This is a genomic window from Streptomyces sp. NBC_01237 (assembly GCF_035917275.1).
Lineage (GTDB): Bacteria > Actinomycetota > Actinomycetes > Streptomycetales > Streptomycetaceae > Streptomyces.
The window spans coordinates 206,386-222,022 of sequence record NZ_CP108510.1 but is presented as its reverse complement, the minus strand read 5'-3'; the positions used below and the strand labels follow the sequence as shown (position 1 = coordinate 222,022).

The window sequence follows — 15,637 nt, the reverse complement described above, 5'->3', positions numbered from 1 at the left end:
ACCATGACGCAGCACCGCACCCTGGCCGTCGCGGGCGGGGGCATCGGTGGGCTGGCCGCCGCGATCGCCCTGGCCTCCCGGGGCAACGACGTCACCGTCATCGAGCGGGCCGAGCGGATCGGTGTCAACGGCTCCGGCCTGGTGCTCTACCCCAACGGGGTGCGGGCCGCCGAGGCGCTGGGCGGCACTCTGGCCGCGCAGATCCGGGCGGCCGGCCATGTCACCGCCCCGGACGAGGTCCGGCTGCTCATGGACGCCGACGGAACCGTACTCGCCGAGGAGCCCATCGGCGCGACGGGGGAGCGGCTGGGCGCCCCGCAGATCCCGGTCCTGCGGTCGGCACTGCACCGCGTACTCCTGGACGAGGCGCTCTCGGCAGGCGCCTCCGTGCAACTGGCCACCACGGTCACGGACTACACCCGGCACACGGACTCCGTGTCGGTGCACCTCTCCGACGGCACCACGCAGGACTACGAGGCGCTGATCGCCGCCGACGGCATCCGCTCCGCGGTGCGCCGGCGGATGCTGGGCGACGAACCGCTCCAGTACCGCGGTTACACCTCGGTACGGGGACGTACCCGCGGCTCGGCCCTCGGCGGGCGCGGCCATGTCGTCAGCGGGCTCGGCATCCAGTTCTTCATCGCCCCCGTCGATGACGACACCCTCTACTGGGCGGCCAAGATCACCGCCCCGCCCGGAGTCTGGCCCGCACGGGGACCGGACGGCGCACGGAAGGCGCTGGTGGACGCCATCGAGGGGTGGTACGGGCCGGTCGTCGACCTGGTGCGCGACGCCGAGCCGGGTGACCTCGTCGTCACCGACATCCACGACCGTGATCCGGCGCCCCGCTGGGTGGACGGACCGGTGGCGCTGCTGGGCGATGCCGCCCACGCCATGGTCCCGGCGCTCGGCCAGGGGGCCAACACGGCGCTGGAGGACGCGGTCGTCCTCGGACAGGCCATGGAAGCCACCTCCTCGGTGACCGACGCGCTCGCCCTCTACGCGCACGAACGCGTCGGCCGCGCCGCCGCCGTCGTCCTGGAGTCCCGCCGCCAGGGCGGAGTGGACCAGGGCGCGGACCGGGCGGGCGTGGAACGGCGCAACGCCCGGATGCGGTCCGCCGGGCGCAAGGACCAGGGGTCCGTGGACATCGTCGGATGGCGGCCCCGGCCGGCGCTGGACGCGCTCCCCCCGGCTGCCGCGCCGAAAGGAGCAGACGCGGGGACGGGCGCGGGAGGAGGGACCGGAGCCGAGACCGGAGCAGGAGCAGAAGCCGGAGCCGGGCCGGGAGCAGAAGCCGGAGCCGGGCCGGGAGCGGGAGCGGGAGCCGGAGCAGAAGCCGAGGAGGCCGGGCCGGGAGCGGGAGTCGGGGCCGGAGCGCACATCGTCCTGATCGGCGGCTCGCTCAGGGAGGGTTCGGTCTGTGACCGGGTCGCCCAGTGGTGCGCGCTGCGGTGCGAGGGCCGGGGCGCGACCACCCGGGTCTTCACCGGCGCCGACATCGACTTCCCCGCCTACCGGCCGGGCCTCGCCGAGACGCATCGGGGTGCCTCGGACCTGCTGGCCGAACTCCGCCGGGCCGACGGGGTGGTGCTGATCTCGCCCACGTACCACGCCTCCGTCTCCGGCCTGCTCAAGAACGCCCTCGACTTCGTCAACGACATCGGCGGTCCGCTGCCCTACCTCGAAGGGCGGGCGATCGGCACGGTCGCCGTCGGAGCCGGGGCGCAGGGCGCGGCGAGCACGCTGGCCGCACTGCGGACCATCGCGCACGCGCTGCGCGCCTGGCCCACTCCGGTGGGGGTCGCGGTGTCGCAGGCCCCCGCACCGCTGCCCGCCGACGAGGCCCCCTCACTGCCCGACGAGGAACGCCTCGACCAGATGGTCGGTCAGCTGATGTGGCTGGCGACGGCCCGCTCGGCGGGCGCACGTCCCGAAGCGGTTCCGGCCGCCGCCTGACCACCCGTTCCCGTTCCCGTACCCGTAACCGTACCCGGAAGGCACGCACATGACCCGGCCCGCCCACGAGCGCAAGCCGCTCGTTCCCGGCACCATCTGGCGCGATTCCAACATCCGTACCGGCCCCTCCCTGGACAGCCCCGTCATCGACCTCGTGCTGCCCGACGGGGTCACCCGGTACACGGCCGAAGGGTGGGTCCTCGGTGACGAGGTGATCGAGGGCGGGAACCCGGTGGGCGAGATCGTCAGCCGCGTGTGGTTCGAGCTCGGCGAGGGCCGCTGGTGCAGCGCGGTCAACTTCGATCCTGCGGTGCTGGCCGGTCTGCTCGGCGCCGACGCGCCTCAGGTGCGCCCGCACACTACCCAGGAAATCTGATCACACACAACATCAACTCCCTTTCTGAAGACAGCACTTCAGAAGATGGCTTCTAAAACGAGCCAGACCCATCCTGAATGAGCCATCTATCCAGAGGAGCTCACCGTAGTGAATGCCAACGGGGTCGCGGCGTCGGCCCAAAGGACCAAACGTGTCGGCCGACTCGACGGCATCCGCGCGCTGTGTGCCCTCGGAGTGGCGGCCGTGCACACGTCGTTCAGCGCCGGGGTCATGGGCGCCTACACCGCTCCGCCCGGCAACGAGGCGCTGGCCACCTTCCTGGCGGGAATGCGTCCGCTGGCACTGGGGCCCTTCTTCGTCCTGTCGGGCCTGCTGCTCTACCGCCCGTTCGCCCGCTGGTCCCTGGCGGGCACACGCCGGCCGAAGATCGGTCCCTTCTTCGCCAAGCGCCTGGCCCGGCTGTGGCCCGCCTACATCCTGGTCGCACTGGTCTGCGTCTTCCTGCTGAACTACAACGCCATCGACGGACCCTGGTACGTCCTGCGGCCGGTCCTCATGCTCCAGGTCTACGACTACACGTGGATCGCCGGCATGGACCCGGCCTGGACCGTGCCCGCCGAGATGCAGTACTACCTCGCGCTCCCGCTGCTGGCCGCGCTCATGCACTGGCTGGCCCGCGGCACCGACGACCCGGTCCGCAAGGCCCGCCGGATGCTGATCCCCCCGGTGATCATCACGATCGGCTCCGCCGTCTGGACCTGGTGGATCCACCGTCCCGAGATGGGGCCCTACCCGCAGCAGTACTGGTGGCCGCTGGCCGTGGGCGGTGCCTTCGTCCTCGGTATGGTCATGGCCATCCTCCAGGTCCTCGCGGAGCTCCGGCCGGACGACAAGCCCTCCCTCTACCGTCTCGCCGCCGCCCACCCGCTGCTGCTGTGGGGAGTCGGCCTCGTCATCTACGCGGTCAACTGCACCCAGCCGTTCGGCCGTCCCGGCTACGGGGACTACGAGGGCGTGGGGCTCGCCATCACCCAGTACTTCCTGCTCCTGCTGTTCTCCTTCGTGATCGTCATGCCGCTGGCGATACCCGAGGCCAAGTCGCGGGTCATCGACGCCATCGTGGGCAACCCGGTGGTGCGCTACCTCGGCCGCATCTCCTACGGCATCTACCTCTGGCACTTCGCGGTCATGTACTTCTGGTTCGAGACGGGCAGCGTCTTCGGCACCGAACCCGCGCTGATGAACCAGCTGCGCGGCACGATCGGCTTCCCCGAGCTGATGACCGCCGTCCTCGTCGGCAGCGTCCTGGCGGCGAGTCTCAGCCACTACCTCGTCGAGCGTCCCATCGTGAACGCCGTCGGCAGGTGGGCGCAGCGCAAGGACCCGGCACCGGCACGACCGGCTCCGCAGGGCGAGGCCACCGACCCGGCGGCGAAGGACACCCACGTCCTGGCAGGTCCGCGGTAGAGCACCCGGCCCGGGAAGCGCCTCTTCCGCCGTCCGGTGTGCGACGCAACCGGTTACAGCAATCTGGAAGATGCGCTTCCCGGTCCCGGCGGGAGAGCCTGAGTTTGGGCACCACTGCGTGCACCCCCACGAAGCCGCTCATTCCAGGAGAAGCATGAAAACTGTCAAGTCGGCCGACGGTACGACCATCGCCTACGACCGCACCGGGAGCGGGGAATCGCTGATTCTCATCGGGGGTTCGTTCAGCGAGCGCTCGCACCCGACCATGACGCAGCTGGCAGAGGAGCTCTCCCAGCACTTCACCGTCTACAACTACGACCGCCGCGGCCGGGGCGACAGCGGTGACGCCGACACCTACGCGGTCGAGCGGGAGATCGAGGACCTCGCCGCTCTCATCACCGAAGCCGGCGGTTCCGCCAAGGTGTTCGGCCTGTCCGCGGGCGGCGCCCTGGCGCTCAAGGCCACCGCGAGCGGTCTCGCCGTCACCAAGGTCGCCGTCTACGACCCGCCGTACATGATCAACGGGGCCGGCCCGCAGCCGCCGGCGGACCTCACCGAGAAGCTGGTCGAGCTCAGCGCCGAAAACCGCGGTGACGCCGTCGAGTTCTTCATGGTCAACGGCATGGGGGCACCGGCCGAGGCCGTCGCGGGCATGCGCCACGCCCCGTTCTGGTCCGGTCTGGAGGCGCTGGCACACACGCTGCCCTACGACACCGCGATCATGGGCGACTTCTCCCTGCCCGCCGAGGAGCTCGCCTCCGTCAAGGCTCCGGCGTTCATCGTCCACGGCGCCGACGCCGACCAGTGGCTGCAGCAGTCGGCGAACGCTGTCGCCGAAACCGTCCCCGACGCCACGTGCCACGCCCTGCCGGGCCAGGGCATCGCCGTCGAACCGGCCGTCCTCGCTCCCGAGCTGAAGAACTTCTTCGCGAACTGACAGGAACGCACGCCTTCGGCCGGTGCCCGTGGAGATGTGCTTTCCACGGGCACCGGCTGCGTGCACCCCTCCCCATGCCTGATCCTGAAGAGGAGTACCCCATGCGAGCTTGGCTCGAGCGAAGCGCCGCTGTGCCCGGCGGCCGACGCGGCAAGTGGATTGTTCTCGCCGGCTGGGTGATCGCTGTCATGGCGTTCGGCGCGCTGGCCGGAAAACTGGCAGAGGTCCAGGACACCAGCGCGAATGCCTTCCTGCCGCGCGGTGCGGAGTCCGCGCAGGTCAACACCGAGCTGGAGAAGTTCCGGACCGACGACCTCATGGCGGCGGTCGCCGTCTACAGCAGTGACGCGCCCTTGACCGACGCCGTCCGGACCAAGGTCGAGTCCGACCGTGCCGCCTTCGCGAAGATCGCCGTGGAGGGCCAGAAGGTCAACCCCGCGGTGGCCTCGAAGGACGGCAAGGCACTGATGCTCGTCGTCCCGCTGTCCGGTGAGGACCAGGAAGTCCTCGCCGGAAAGGTCGAGGAGCTGCGCACCGTCGCGGCCGCGCAGGCCCCGCCCGGCATCGACACGGAGATCGGCGGCCCCGCCGGTGCCACGACCGATGCCTTCAATGTCTTCGACACCCTCGACGGCACCCTGATGATGGCCACCGCTCTGGTGGTCATCATCCTGCTGCTGCTCACCTACCGCAGCCCGGTCCTGTGGCTGTTCCCCGTTCTCGCGGTCGGCTTCGCCGCCGTGCTCACCCAGGCGGGCACCTACCTGTTCGCCAAGTACGGAGGGCTCCAGGTCGACCCACAGAGTTCGGGCGTCCTCATGGTGCTGGTCTTCGGTGTCGGCACCGACTACGCCCTGCTGCTGATCGCCCGCTACCGGGAGGAACTGCACCGGCACGAGGACCGGCACGAGGCCATGCAGATCGCCCTGCGCCGCTCGGGCCCCGCGATTCTCGCCTCCGCGGGCACCGTCACCATCGGCCTGGCATGCCTCGGACTGGCCGACATCAACTCCTCCCGCTCGATGGGGCTGGTCGGAGCCATCGGCATCATCTTCGGGTTCCTCGCGATGGTCACGATCCTTCCGGCGCTGCTCGTCATCGCGGGCCGCTGGGTGTTCTGGCCGCTGGTACCGAAGGAGGGCGCGCCCCAGCGCAGCGCCAACTCGGCCTGGCAGCGAGTGGGCAACGCGGTCGCCCGCCGTCCGCGCCGTTCCTGGCTGATGTCGCTGGGCGTCACCGTGGTGCTCGCCGTGAGCGCCTTCGGCGTCAACATGGGCCTCACCCAGTCGGAGTGGTTCCAGGACAAGCCGGAATCGGTGGTCGCCCAGGAATCCCTCTCGAAGCACTTCCCCTCCGGAGCCTCCGACCCGGCCCATGTCGTCGCCAGGACGTCCGAGGTGGACGCCGTGACCGAGGCCGCACGCAAGACGGAGGGCGTCGTCGACGTCTCGGTGGCCGCACGGACGCCGGACGGTGACCTGACCCAGCTGGCCGTCGTGCTCAAGGGCGCGCCGGACAGCGAAGCCGCCAAGGACGCCGTCGAGGCGCTGCGGGCGAACACCGACGCACTCGTGGGAGGCACCGCGGCCCAGACCCTCGACAAGGAGACCTCGACCGTACGCGACCTGTGGGTCGTCGTCCCCGCGGTCCTGATCGTCATCATGCTCGTCCTGATCTGGCTGCTGCGCTCGTTCGTCGCACCGCTGGTGCTGCTGGCCACCGTCGTCGTCTCGTACTTCGCGGCGTTCGGCGCCTCCAGCCTGCTGTTCCAGCACGTCATGGGCTACTCCGGGATGGACTGGTCGATCCCGTTGCTCGGCTTCGTCTTCCTGGTGGCCCTCGGCGTGGACTACAACATCTTCCTGATGCACCGGGTGAAGGAGGAGTCGGCACTGCGCGGCCACACCCAGGGGGTCATCGCCGGTCTGAACAGCACCGGCGGTGTCATCACCTCGGCCGGGCTCGTCCTGGCGGCGACGTTCGCCGTGTTCGCCGTACTGCCGTTGGTGTCCATGGCCCAGATGGGCGTGATCGTGGGCGTCGGCGTCCTGATCGACACGTTCCTGGTCCGCACCATCCTGGTCCCGGCGCTCGCCCTCGACCTGGGGGCCCGCCGGTTCTGGTGGCCCGCACGTCCGGCCCCGGACAGCGGGTCCGGCACCGGCAGCGAGACCGACACCGGTGAGCGCAAGCTGGAGAGCGTCTGATCACCGGCTGAACTCCTGTCCGTCCGTGCGGCTGTGTCCTCCGAAACCGGAGGGCCCAGCCGCACCGTCGTGAACAGCCCCTGAAATCAGCGCACTTCAGGAGATGGGCGGTCTCCGGAGCTGCGCAAGGATGGGCTACGCGGTGCCCTCCGGGCCCGCTGTGGAGAAAGGACACGCCGTGAAGGGCGACGCGGACGGCTCTGCCGCCAAGCTGTGGTCGATGGCCAACCTGGGCACCCCGATGGCCGTGCGGGTGGCGGCGACGCTGCACCTCGCCGACCACATCCAGGCCGGACGGCACACCGTGGAGGACCTGGCCGAAGCGGCCGGCGCCCACCCCGGCGCGCTCGACCGCCTCCTGCGCTACCTCACGGTGCGCGGCGTGCTCGCGCGGGACGCAGAGGGCCGTTACACCCTCACCCCGCTCGGGCAGCCGCTGCGCGAGGACCACCCGGCCGGTATCCGGCTCTGGTTCGACATCGGCAGCGGGGGCCGCGGCGAACTGTCCTTCGTCGAGCTGCTGCACAGCATCCGCACCGGTGAGGCCGCCTTCCCCGTCCGCTACGGCCGGACCTACTGGGAGGACCTCGCCGCGGACACGGACCGCGCCGAAGCCTTCAACAGACTGCTCGGCGAGGACGTCGCGGTCCGCGCGCCCGCCATCGTCGACGGGTTCGACTGGTCCTCGCTCGGCCATGTCATCGATGTCGGCGGTGGCGACGGATCGCTCCTGAGCGCACTGCTGACCGCTCACCCCGATCTGCACGGCAGCGTCGTCGACCTGGCCGACGCCACCCGCGCCGCGGCGAAGTCGTTCGCCGCGGCGGGCCTGGCCCAGCGCGCCACCGCCGTGACCGGCAGCTTCTTCGACCCGCTGCCCGCCGGAGCCGGCGGATACCTGCTCTCGCTGATCCTGCACGACTGGGACGACGACGACTCCGTGGCCATCCTGCGGCGCTGCGCCGAGGCGGCCGGCGCCGGGGGATCGGTCTTCGTCATCGAGTCGATCGGCTCCGACGGCGACACCCCCCGTACCGGAATGGATCTGCGCATGCTCGCCGTCTACGGCGCCCAGGAACGCAGCGTCGAGGAGTTCGCCGTGCTCGCCTCCGCCGCCGGGCTGAAGGTGACGGCCGTACACCCGGCCGGGCCCTCGGCGATCATCCAGCTCGACGCCGCCTGACCGGCCGTCGGCCCAAACCAGGAACACGTACCGCGAGGAGACGCCCCCATGGCCGTGCCGGTTCTCGAACTCACGGAGGCGTTCGGCGCCCTGGGCACCGCGCAGGGCCGCCAGGACCCGTACCCGCTCTACGAGGCGATCCGGGGCCACGGCGACCGGGCCTGGCTGCGCAAGGACCGGCTCGTCGTCGTCGGCTACGACGCCTGCGCCCGTGCCCTGCGCGATCCGCTGCTCCACGTCCAGGACGGCGCCGCCTACGACGTGGCGCGGCCCGGCTGGCGCGCCCACTCCTCGCTCCGCGGTTTCACCGACTCCATGCTCTACAGCAACGCGGACGCCCACAGCCGCCAGCGGGGTCTCGTCAGCTTCGCCTTCACCCCGCCGCGGGTGCGGCAACTGGACGCCGTGATCGAGGAGATGGCGGACCGGCTGCTGGAGCGCATGGCCCTCCTCGGCCGCGACGGGGCACCGGTGGACGTCGTCGCGGAGTTCGCCTCCCGGCTGCCCATCGCCGTCATCAGCACGATGCTCGGCTTCCCCGAGAAGGACCAGGTGTGGTTCCGCGACATGGCCTCGGCCATCGCGGTCTCCACCGACGGCAACACCGATCCCGGGGCGCTGCACCGGGCGGACGCCGCGATGGACGAACTGAGCGGCTACTTCGCCGAACTCGTCGAGCACCGCCGCCGCCACCCGGCCGACGACCTGGTCACCCTCCTCGCGAGCGTGCACCACGGCGATCCCGGCCGGCTCAGCCACGGCGAGCTCATGGGCAACATGATGGTGCTGCTGACCGCGGGGTTCGAGACGACGAGCTTCCTCATCAGCCACGGTGTGATGCTCGCCCTGGAGCACCCCGCGCACGCCGCCCGGCTGCGTGCGGGCGAACCGGAGGCCGCCGAGCGGTACACCGAGGAGATCCTGCGGTACGAGCCGCCCGTGCACGTCACCAGCCGCTGGGCCGTCGCCGACACCGAACTCCTGGGCGAACCCGTCCCGGCGGGCACCAAGGTCGTGCTCATCCTGGCCGCCGCCAACCGCGACCCCGGGCGCTTCGACCGCCCGGACCGCTTCGACCCGGACCGGACCCAGGCCCAGCCGCTGAGCTTCGGCGCGGGCGGTCACTTCTGCCTGGGCGCCCCCCTCGCGCGCCTGGAGGCGAAGATCGCCCTGCCGGCCCTGCTGCGCCGCTTCCCGGGGATCGCCGCCGTCGAGGCCCCCGTCTACCGCGACCGGTGGGTCGTGCGCGGGCTGGACACCTTCACGCTCACCGTCGGCACCTGAAGCCCGGCCGTCCCGGCCGACGCCGCGGCGCCGCGTCCCCGTACCGCCGCGTGCACGGCCTCACGTACGGCCTCGTGCACCGCCTTCCGTACGGCCTCGTGCACCGCCTCCCGTACCGCACATCCGGTACGTGACCCTCACGCGGGCGCCCCCTTTTGCACAGCATTCCAAGAGATGCCTCCCCATACCCGCAGACGCGACGATTTCGGGGAGTCGCCGAAGTAGCAGCGACCCGAAGTACGGCGGACCCGGTGCCCGCAGCCGTATCCAGCGAAGGAGACATCCCGTGACCACACCACTCAAGATCCTCGCGATCAACGGATCGGAACGGGACGGCAACACCAGCGATGTCCTGCGCCACGCCGCGGCGGTCGCCGCCGCGCGGGGGGTCCAGTGGGAGACCGTCGACCTGCGGAACATCCAGATGTCGCGCTGCGGACCGTGCGGTGACTGCAACGACCGCCCGGTCCCGTGCGCCCTGGAGGACGGGGTGCCCGGCGTGATCAGGAAGATGGTCGAGGCCGACGGCATCGTCTTCGCCGCTCCCGTCCACGGCTTCGGGACGGCCAGCCTGATGCAGACCTTCATCGAGCGGGCCGGTGTCGGCTACCTGCGTTTCGACCGGCCGCTGAGCAACAAGGTCGCGGGCATCATCTCCGTGGCCCGCCGCTACAGCGCCGGCGAGGTGTGGGCCCAGCTGACGGTGAACGCGCTGCTCAACCGCATGATCGTGGTCGGGAGCGGATTCCCCGCCACGGTCCACGCGCTGCACCGGGGAGACGCGCTCAAGGACGACGAGGGGCTCACCAACGTCCAGCGCCTGATCGACCGGATGACCGACATGATGGAACTGCTCGACGAGCACCGCACCCTGACCGGACGTGACAACCTGCTCGCCGCCCGCGAGGTCAACGAGCGCATCGGGCTCGCCCTGAACGAGACGGGCCCCGCCGCCGCGGACGAGGCGGTCGTGGACGTGACGGCTGTGGATGAGACGGTCCGGGAACTCGCCGACGACGTGTGGGCCCGCCAGTGAGCGCGCCGACCCTGCCCTGCGCCCCGGCCGACGCGGACCTCCAGGACTTCCTCACCGACTACCGCCGCGTCAGCCGGGCCTTCCACGACGCCTCCCTGTCACCGCGGGAGCTGGCCGACTGGCGCGCCCGGCGGCTGACCACCGTGCTCCACCACGTCACCGAACGCTCTCCGTTCTACCGGCGCCACCTGGCCGGGACCGACATCACGGCCGTGACCCCCGATACGTTGAACACGCTCCCTTTCACCACCAAGGACGACCTGCGGCGCGAGATGTACGACGTGCTCAGCGGTCCCCTCTCCGCGGCGAGCATCTATTACGAGACCAACGGCACCACCGGGGCCGCCACTCCGTGCCCGCGCGGCGCGGTCGACATCGCCACCTCCAACGCCTCTGTCGAGGAGTCCTGGCGGCGCCTGTTCCGCGCGCACTTCGGCGACCGCATGCCCGTGGTGGGACTCATGGGGCCCTCGGAGCTGTACGCCTTCGGTGATGTGTTCACCGACGTCGCCGCCTCGCTCGGCGCCTGTCACGTCAAGATCTGGCCGGAGTCCCCCCGGGTCGGTTTCCGCAAGGCCCTGCGTCTCATCGAGGAGCTCGGGGTCGAGGTCATCGTCTGTGCGCCGGCCCTCTGCCTCAGCCTGGCCAAGGCGGCCCGGCACTACGGGTACGACCTGGCGGACCTCCCCGTCAAGCTGTTCCTGGTCCTCGGCGAGATCTGCACCCCCGAGTTCGCCGCCAACGTCTCCTCGGTCTGGCCGCACGCCGTCGTCCGCCCCGCCCTGTACGGCTCCCAGGAAGCCCTCTGCATCGCGACCGGTGCCGACACCGGCGCCCTCCACCTGGCCACGCCCAACTACCTGGCGGAGCTGGTCGATCCCGACACCGGCGCCCCGCGCGGCGAGTTCGGCGAGGGCGAGCTGGTCCTGACCATGCTCGTCGACGGCATCAAGCCGCTGATCCGCTACCGGACCGGCGACCTCGTCCGCATCACCCCCGCACCGCCCGGAGCGGCACTGCCCGGCCCGGTGGTCGAGGTCGTCGGGCGCGCCGCCGACCGTATCCCGCTGGGGGACGTCCTCCTGCACCCCGCGGAGCTCGAAGCCGCCGTACTGGGGGACGTACGGGGATGCCTGGGCTACCAGGTCGTCGTCGACGGCGGCCCCGAAGGCGACCGGATCACCGTGCGGATGGACCTGCTGCCCGGTGCGGCGGACCCGGCGGCCGCCGTCGCGGCCCGGCTGCGCGAACGCACGGGAGCCCATGCCGACATCGCCGTCGACGCCGACCTGGACCCGGTCACCCACACCGGCTCCTTCGTCAGCTGGAAGGCCGCCCGGGTCCTCGACCACAGGTCGGGCCTCGACGGGGCCGTGCGGGCCGCCCGCGAGGTCGCGCACCGCTACGCGATCACGACATGAACGGGAGGACCACGCGATGACCCTTCAAGCACCGGCGGTGGGCGTCGGCGTGACCACGCGTACGCGCCGCCTGCCTCCTCTCGACCTGCTGAACGCGTACCGCAACCTCTGCGGGCGCTTCGGCGCCGACGAGGCGTACCTCCTGGAATCCGCGGCCGGACCGCTGCGCGACCGCAAGTACCAGTTCACCGGGTTCGGCGCCCTGCTGTCCCTCTCGGTCACCGGGGACGCCGTGCGGATCGAGGGCCGGCCCGCGCTTGCCCGGCTGCTGCGGGAACGGGCCGGGCCGCTGCTCACCGACGTTCCCGGCCAGGGGCTGAGGCTGCGCGGTACGGACGACCTGTGGGCGCTTCTGCGCGCCGCCCAGGGCATGTTCGACGCCCAGGGATCGGCCGAGCGCTTCCGTTTCGGGTTCCTCGCCTACTTCGGCTACGACACCGCCCGCTACGTCGAGGAACTGCCGTACCTCATCGAGCGGAACTCCGCCCTGCCGGACATCCACCTGGTCCTCCACCAGGGCTGCGTGACCACGGACCTCACCGACGGCGGCACCGAACTGCTCCTGCACGAGTCCGAGCACTGGCCGCCCCTGGACGTGGAGGAGATCGCCGCGCTGCTGGTCCGTGAACCCGCCGCCGGGTCGCCGTGCTTCGACGACGCGGACCCGCCCCCCGCGACGGTCACCGACGACAGCGACCCCGAACTGTTCCGGGCCGATGTGGAGCGGTGCCTGGAGCACATCGCGGTCGGTGACATCTACCAGGTGCAGATCGGGCACGAGCTGACGATGCGTTCCGAGGCGGCCCCCCTCGACGTCTACCGCAGGCTGCGGCAGCGCAACGCGTCCCCGTACATGTATATGGCGAACGTCGGCGGACACTGCACCATCGGCGCCAGCCCCGAACTGTTCGTCCGCATCGAGGGCGGCAAGGTCGTGATGCGGCCCATCGCCGGGACGCTGCCGCGCACCGGTACGGACGACGAGGCCGCCGCCCGGACGCTGGCCCAGGACCCCAAGGAGATCGCCGAGCACACCATGCTCGTGGACCTCTGCCGCAACGACATCGGCCGGATCTGCGAGGCCGACACCCTCAACGTGCCCGACCAACTGGTCGTCGAGCGGTACTCGCACGTACTGCACCTCGTCTCCACCGTCGAGGCACGGGTCGAGGCGGGCGAGGACAGCTTCGACGCCATCGCCGCCCTCTTCCCCGCGGGCACGATGACGGGCACCCCCAAGATCCGTGCCATGGAGATCATCGAGTCCGTCGAGCGCAGCCGCCGCGGCCTGTACGCCGGCGCCCTCGGCCTGATGGACATCGGCGGCTACACCAACCTGGCCCTGTGCATCCGCACCCTGTTCCACCACGACGGCGCCTACCGCACCAGGGCCTCGGCGGGCATCGTCGCCGACTCCCGCCCGGAGAGCGAATGGCGCGAGACGCTGGCCAAGATGAGCGCCGCCTACTGGGCGGTCACCGGAAAGGAGTTGCTGTGAAACTGCATGTGGCAGGCCCGACCGGTGCGCCGGACACCGAGCGCCCGCGGGTGCTGGTGGTCGACGCGTTCGACAGCTTCGTCGACATCCTGCGGCAGTACCTCATGTCGGCCGGCGCGGTTCCGATCATGGTCCGCTCCGACAAGCTCCGGCTGGAGGAGGTGCCGCTGCTGCGCCCCGACGGCATTCTGCTGGGCCCGGGACCGGGGCACCCGGACGTGTCCGGACACGTCGAGATCGTCCGCTCGTTCGCCGGGAGGCTCCCCCTGTTCGGGGTGTGTCTGGGCCAGCAGGCCATCGCCCGCGCCTACGGGGCGAGCGTGCTGCCGGCCGACCATCTGATGCACGGCAAGACCAGCCGGATCCGGCACGACGGGCGTGGGCTGTTCGCCGGGATGCCCGACGGCTTCCTGGCCACCCGCTACCACTCCCTCGTCGTCCCCGAGACGACCGTGCCGTCCTGCCTGGAGGTGACGGCCCGGTCCGCGGACGACGGTTATGTGATGGGCCTGCGGCACCGGGACCTGCCGATCGAGTCGGTCCAGTTCCACCCGGAGAGCTTCCGCACCGAGCACGGCATGCGCATCGTCATGAACTTCCTCTCCGCGGTGCGCGCCTTCACGGCGGTTCTGCCCGACGTCGAGGCGGCGTGACACGGAACACCGAACACAAGTGCGCACGTCCAAAGATGCCGGGCCCCCGCCGAACGAGAAGAGTCAGTGGTGTCGGCACTGTGCAACGGAGGCGTCGTGACGTACTGGAACAGTAGGGCGGAGACCATGCCCCGCCCGCAACTAGAGGCATGGCAATGGCGCAGGCTCCGGCAGGCACTCGACCACGCCAAGCGGAACTCACCGTTCTGGAACGGACGTATACCCGACGGCATCGATTCCCCGCAGGACTACGCGGCGCGGATGCCGCTGCTGTACAAGAAGGACCTGCTGGCCGCCGAGGCGGTCGCGCCCCCGTACGGCACCTGGCCCTCGCTGGACCCCTCACGCGGAGTGCGCCACCACCAGACCAGCGGCACCAGCGGCAACCCGCCCATCCGCACGTTCGACACCGAACGCGACTGGGCCTGGTGCGTGGACACCTTCTGCACCGCGCTGCACGCCAACGGGGTGCGCCCGCACCACAGGGGACTGGTGGCCTTCGGCTACGGCCTCTTCGCCGGGTTCTGGGGGATGCACTACGCGCTGGAGCGCATGGGCTGCACCGTCGTTCCCGCCGGCGGCCTCGATTCGAAAACCGTCGTGCGCCTGCTGGTCGACTACCGGATCGAAGTGCTCGGCCTCACCCCGAGCTATGCGATGCGGCTGATCGAGACCGCCCGCGACATGGGCATCGACCTCGCCCGCGACGCGAACGTCCAGGTGATGCTCGCCGGCGCCGAACCGCGCTCCGACTTCACCACCCGGACCATCGAGGAGGCGTTCGGCGCCCGCGTCTTCAACGCGGCCGGCACCACCGAGTTCGGCGGCGTCTTCATGTTCGAGTGCCCGCAGCGGCGCGGAGCCTGCCACATCATCGAGCCCTCCTGCTACGACGAGGTGCTGCACCCCGAGACCCTCCAGCCGGTCGGCTACGGCGAGGAGGGCGTCCGGGTGACCACCGGCCTGGCCCGTGAGGGCATCCAGCTCTTCCGGCACTGGACCGAGGACGTGGTCGTCAAGCGGCCGTACGGCGAGTGCGGCTGCGGCAGGACCTGGGACTTCTACGACGGCGGCATCCTGCGGCGCGTCGACGACATGCGCAAGATCCGGGGCGTCTCCATCACCCCCGTCATGATCGAGGACGTCGTACGCGGCTTCGCCGAGGTCAACGAGTTCCACTCGGCCATCCGGACCGTGCGCGGCCTCGACACCATCCACGTCAAGATCGACGCGGGAGGGCTCGGAGCGGAGGCCGCGCAGCTGCTGTGCGCGCGCATCACCGAGGAGTTCAAGCGCGAGATCGGCATCCGGCCCCAGGTGGAGCTCGCCCCGGCGGGCAGCCTGCCCCGAACGAACTGGAAGGCGGCACGACTTCATGACGAACGAGTCCTCACAGCTCACGGCTGAACCCCCGACGGACGAGATCCTGACGCCGTGGCAGCCCACGGCCGAGTACCTGACCGCCGAGCAGGAGCTCCACCTCATGGAGAGCTACCGCACGCTGGGCTACCTCGCCGACAACTGCCGGGTCCCGGCCGTGCTCGCCGCCGTACGGGCCTCGCTCGCCGAGCTCCGGATCGCCCTCGACGGACAGGCCGTGGAATTCGACTACTACCGCAACACCGACCGGGTGCTCGGCGTGTGACCACCCGGTG

Annotated in this window: 13 protein-coding genes; all 13 read left to right on the top strand. The window is 70.9% G+C overall.

Annotated features, from left to right (window positions below):
- Nucleotides 1-3: 3 nt before the first annotated feature.
- The 13 genes from OG251_RS44215 (at nucleotide 4) to OG251_RS44155 (ending at nucleotide 15,627) form a co-directional block, all read left to right on the top strand.
- Entirely contained in the window at nucleotides 4-1,959 is a 1,956-nt protein-coding gene (locus tag OG251_RS44215) for an NAD(P)H-dependent oxidoreductase (protein ID WP_326682956.1), read from the top strand.
- 49 nt (nucleotides 1,960-2,008) lie between these two features.
- Complete coding sequence (locus tag OG251_RS44210; RefSeq protein ID WP_326682955.1) at nucleotides 2,009-2,335, top strand: hypothetical protein; 327 nt, start codon at nucleotides 2,009-2,011, stop codon at nucleotides 2,333-2,335.
- A gap of 108 nt (nucleotides 2,336-2,443) precedes the next feature.
- Entirely contained in the window at nucleotides 2,444-3,763 is a 1,320-nt protein-coding gene (locus tag OG251_RS44205; protein ID WP_326682954.1) for an acyltransferase family protein, read from the top strand.
- A 154-nt stretch (nucleotides 3,764-3,917) separates the two neighbouring features.
- Nucleotides 3,918-4,700, top strand: coding sequence for an alpha/beta fold hydrolase (locus tag OG251_RS44200; RefSeq protein ID WP_326682953.1), 783 nt, complete (start codon nucleotides 3,918-3,920; stop codon nucleotides 4,698-4,700).
- A gap of 101 nt (nucleotides 4,701-4,801) precedes the next feature.
- Nucleotides 4,802-6,907, top strand: a complete 2,106-nt coding sequence (locus OG251_RS44195; protein ID WP_326682952.1) for an MMPL family transporter — start codon at nucleotides 4,802-4,804, stop codon at nucleotides 6,905-6,907.
- A 178-nt stretch (nucleotides 6,908-7,085) separates the two neighbouring features.
- Complete coding sequence (locus OG251_RS44190) at nucleotides 7,086-8,090, top strand: methyltransferase (protein ID WP_329935420.1); 1,005 nt, start codon at nucleotides 7,086-7,088, stop codon at nucleotides 8,088-8,090.
- Nucleotides 8,091-8,138: 48 nt separating this feature from the next.
- A complete protein-coding gene (locus OG251_RS44185) occupies nucleotides 8,139-9,374 on the top strand; it encodes a cytochrome P450 (RefSeq protein ID WP_326682951.1) in 1,236 nt (411 codons plus the stop codon).
- Between the two features lie 286 nt (nucleotides 9,375-9,660).
- On the top strand, nucleotides 9,661-10,410 hold the full coding sequence (locus OG251_RS44180) for a flavodoxin family protein (protein WP_326682950.1): 750 nt from the start codon (nucleotides 9,661-9,663) through the stop codon (nucleotides 10,408-10,410).
- Nucleotides 10,407-11,831, top strand: a complete 1,425-nt coding sequence (locus tag OG251_RS44175; RefSeq protein ID WP_326682949.1) for a phenylacetate--CoA ligase family protein — start codon at nucleotides 10,407-10,409, stop codon at nucleotides 11,829-11,831. The genes OG251_RS44180 and OG251_RS44175 overlap by 4 nt, the downstream gene beginning before the upstream one ends.
- Nucleotides 11,832-11,847: 16 nt before the next feature.
- On the top strand, nucleotides 11,848-13,329 hold the full coding sequence (locus OG251_RS44170) for an anthranilate synthase component I family protein (RefSeq protein ID WP_326682948.1): 1,482 nt from the start codon (nucleotides 11,848-11,850) through the stop codon (nucleotides 13,327-13,329).
- Complete coding sequence (locus OG251_RS44165; RefSeq protein ID WP_326682947.1) at nucleotides 13,326-13,982, top strand: anthranilate synthase component II; 657 nt, start codon at nucleotides 13,326-13,328, stop codon at nucleotides 13,980-13,982. The genes OG251_RS44170 and OG251_RS44165 overlap by 4 nt, the downstream gene beginning before the upstream one ends.
- Nucleotides 13,983-14,078: 96 nt before the next feature.
- Nucleotides 14,079-15,389, top strand: coding sequence for a phenylacetate--CoA ligase family protein (locus tag OG251_RS44160; protein WP_326682946.1), 1,311 nt, complete (start codon nucleotides 14,079-14,081; stop codon nucleotides 15,387-15,389).
- Nucleotides 15,358-15,627 (top strand): DUF6052 family protein, encoded by a 270-nt coding sequence (locus tag OG251_RS44155; RefSeq protein WP_326682945.1) that lies wholly within the window; start codon nucleotides 15,358-15,360, stop codon nucleotides 15,625-15,627. The genes OG251_RS44160 and OG251_RS44155 overlap by 32 nt, the downstream gene beginning before the upstream one ends.
- The last annotated feature ends 10 nt before the right edge of the window (nucleotides 15,628-15,637 follow it).

Coding starts and splice junctions, on each gene's coding strand:
- OG251_RS44210 (WP_326682955.1), top strand. CDS start 2,009: ATGACCCGGCCCGCCCACGAGCGCAAGCCGCTCGTTCCCGGCACCATC.
- OG251_RS44195 (WP_326682952.1), top strand. CDS start 4,802: ATGCGAGCTTGGCTCGAGCGAAGCGCCGCTGTGCCCGGCGGCCGACGC.
- OG251_RS44170 (WP_326682948.1), top strand. CDS start 11,848: ATGACCCTTCAAGCACCGGCGGTGGGCGTCGGCGTGACCACGCGTACG.
- OG251_RS44185 (WP_326682951.1), top strand. CDS start 8,139: ATGGCCGTGCCGGTTCTCGAACTCACGGAGGCGTTCGGCGCCCTGGGC.
- OG251_RS44200 (WP_326682953.1), top strand. CDS start 3,918: ATGAAAACTGTCAAGTCGGCCGACGGTACGACCATCGCCTACGACCGC.
- OG251_RS44155 (WP_326682945.1), top strand. CDS start 15,358: ATGACGAACGAGTCCTCACAGCTCACGGCTGAACCCCCGACGGACGAG.
- OG251_RS44215 (WP_326682956.1), top strand. CDS start 4: ATGACGCAGCACCGCACCCTGGCCGTCGCGGGCGGGGGCATCGGTGGG.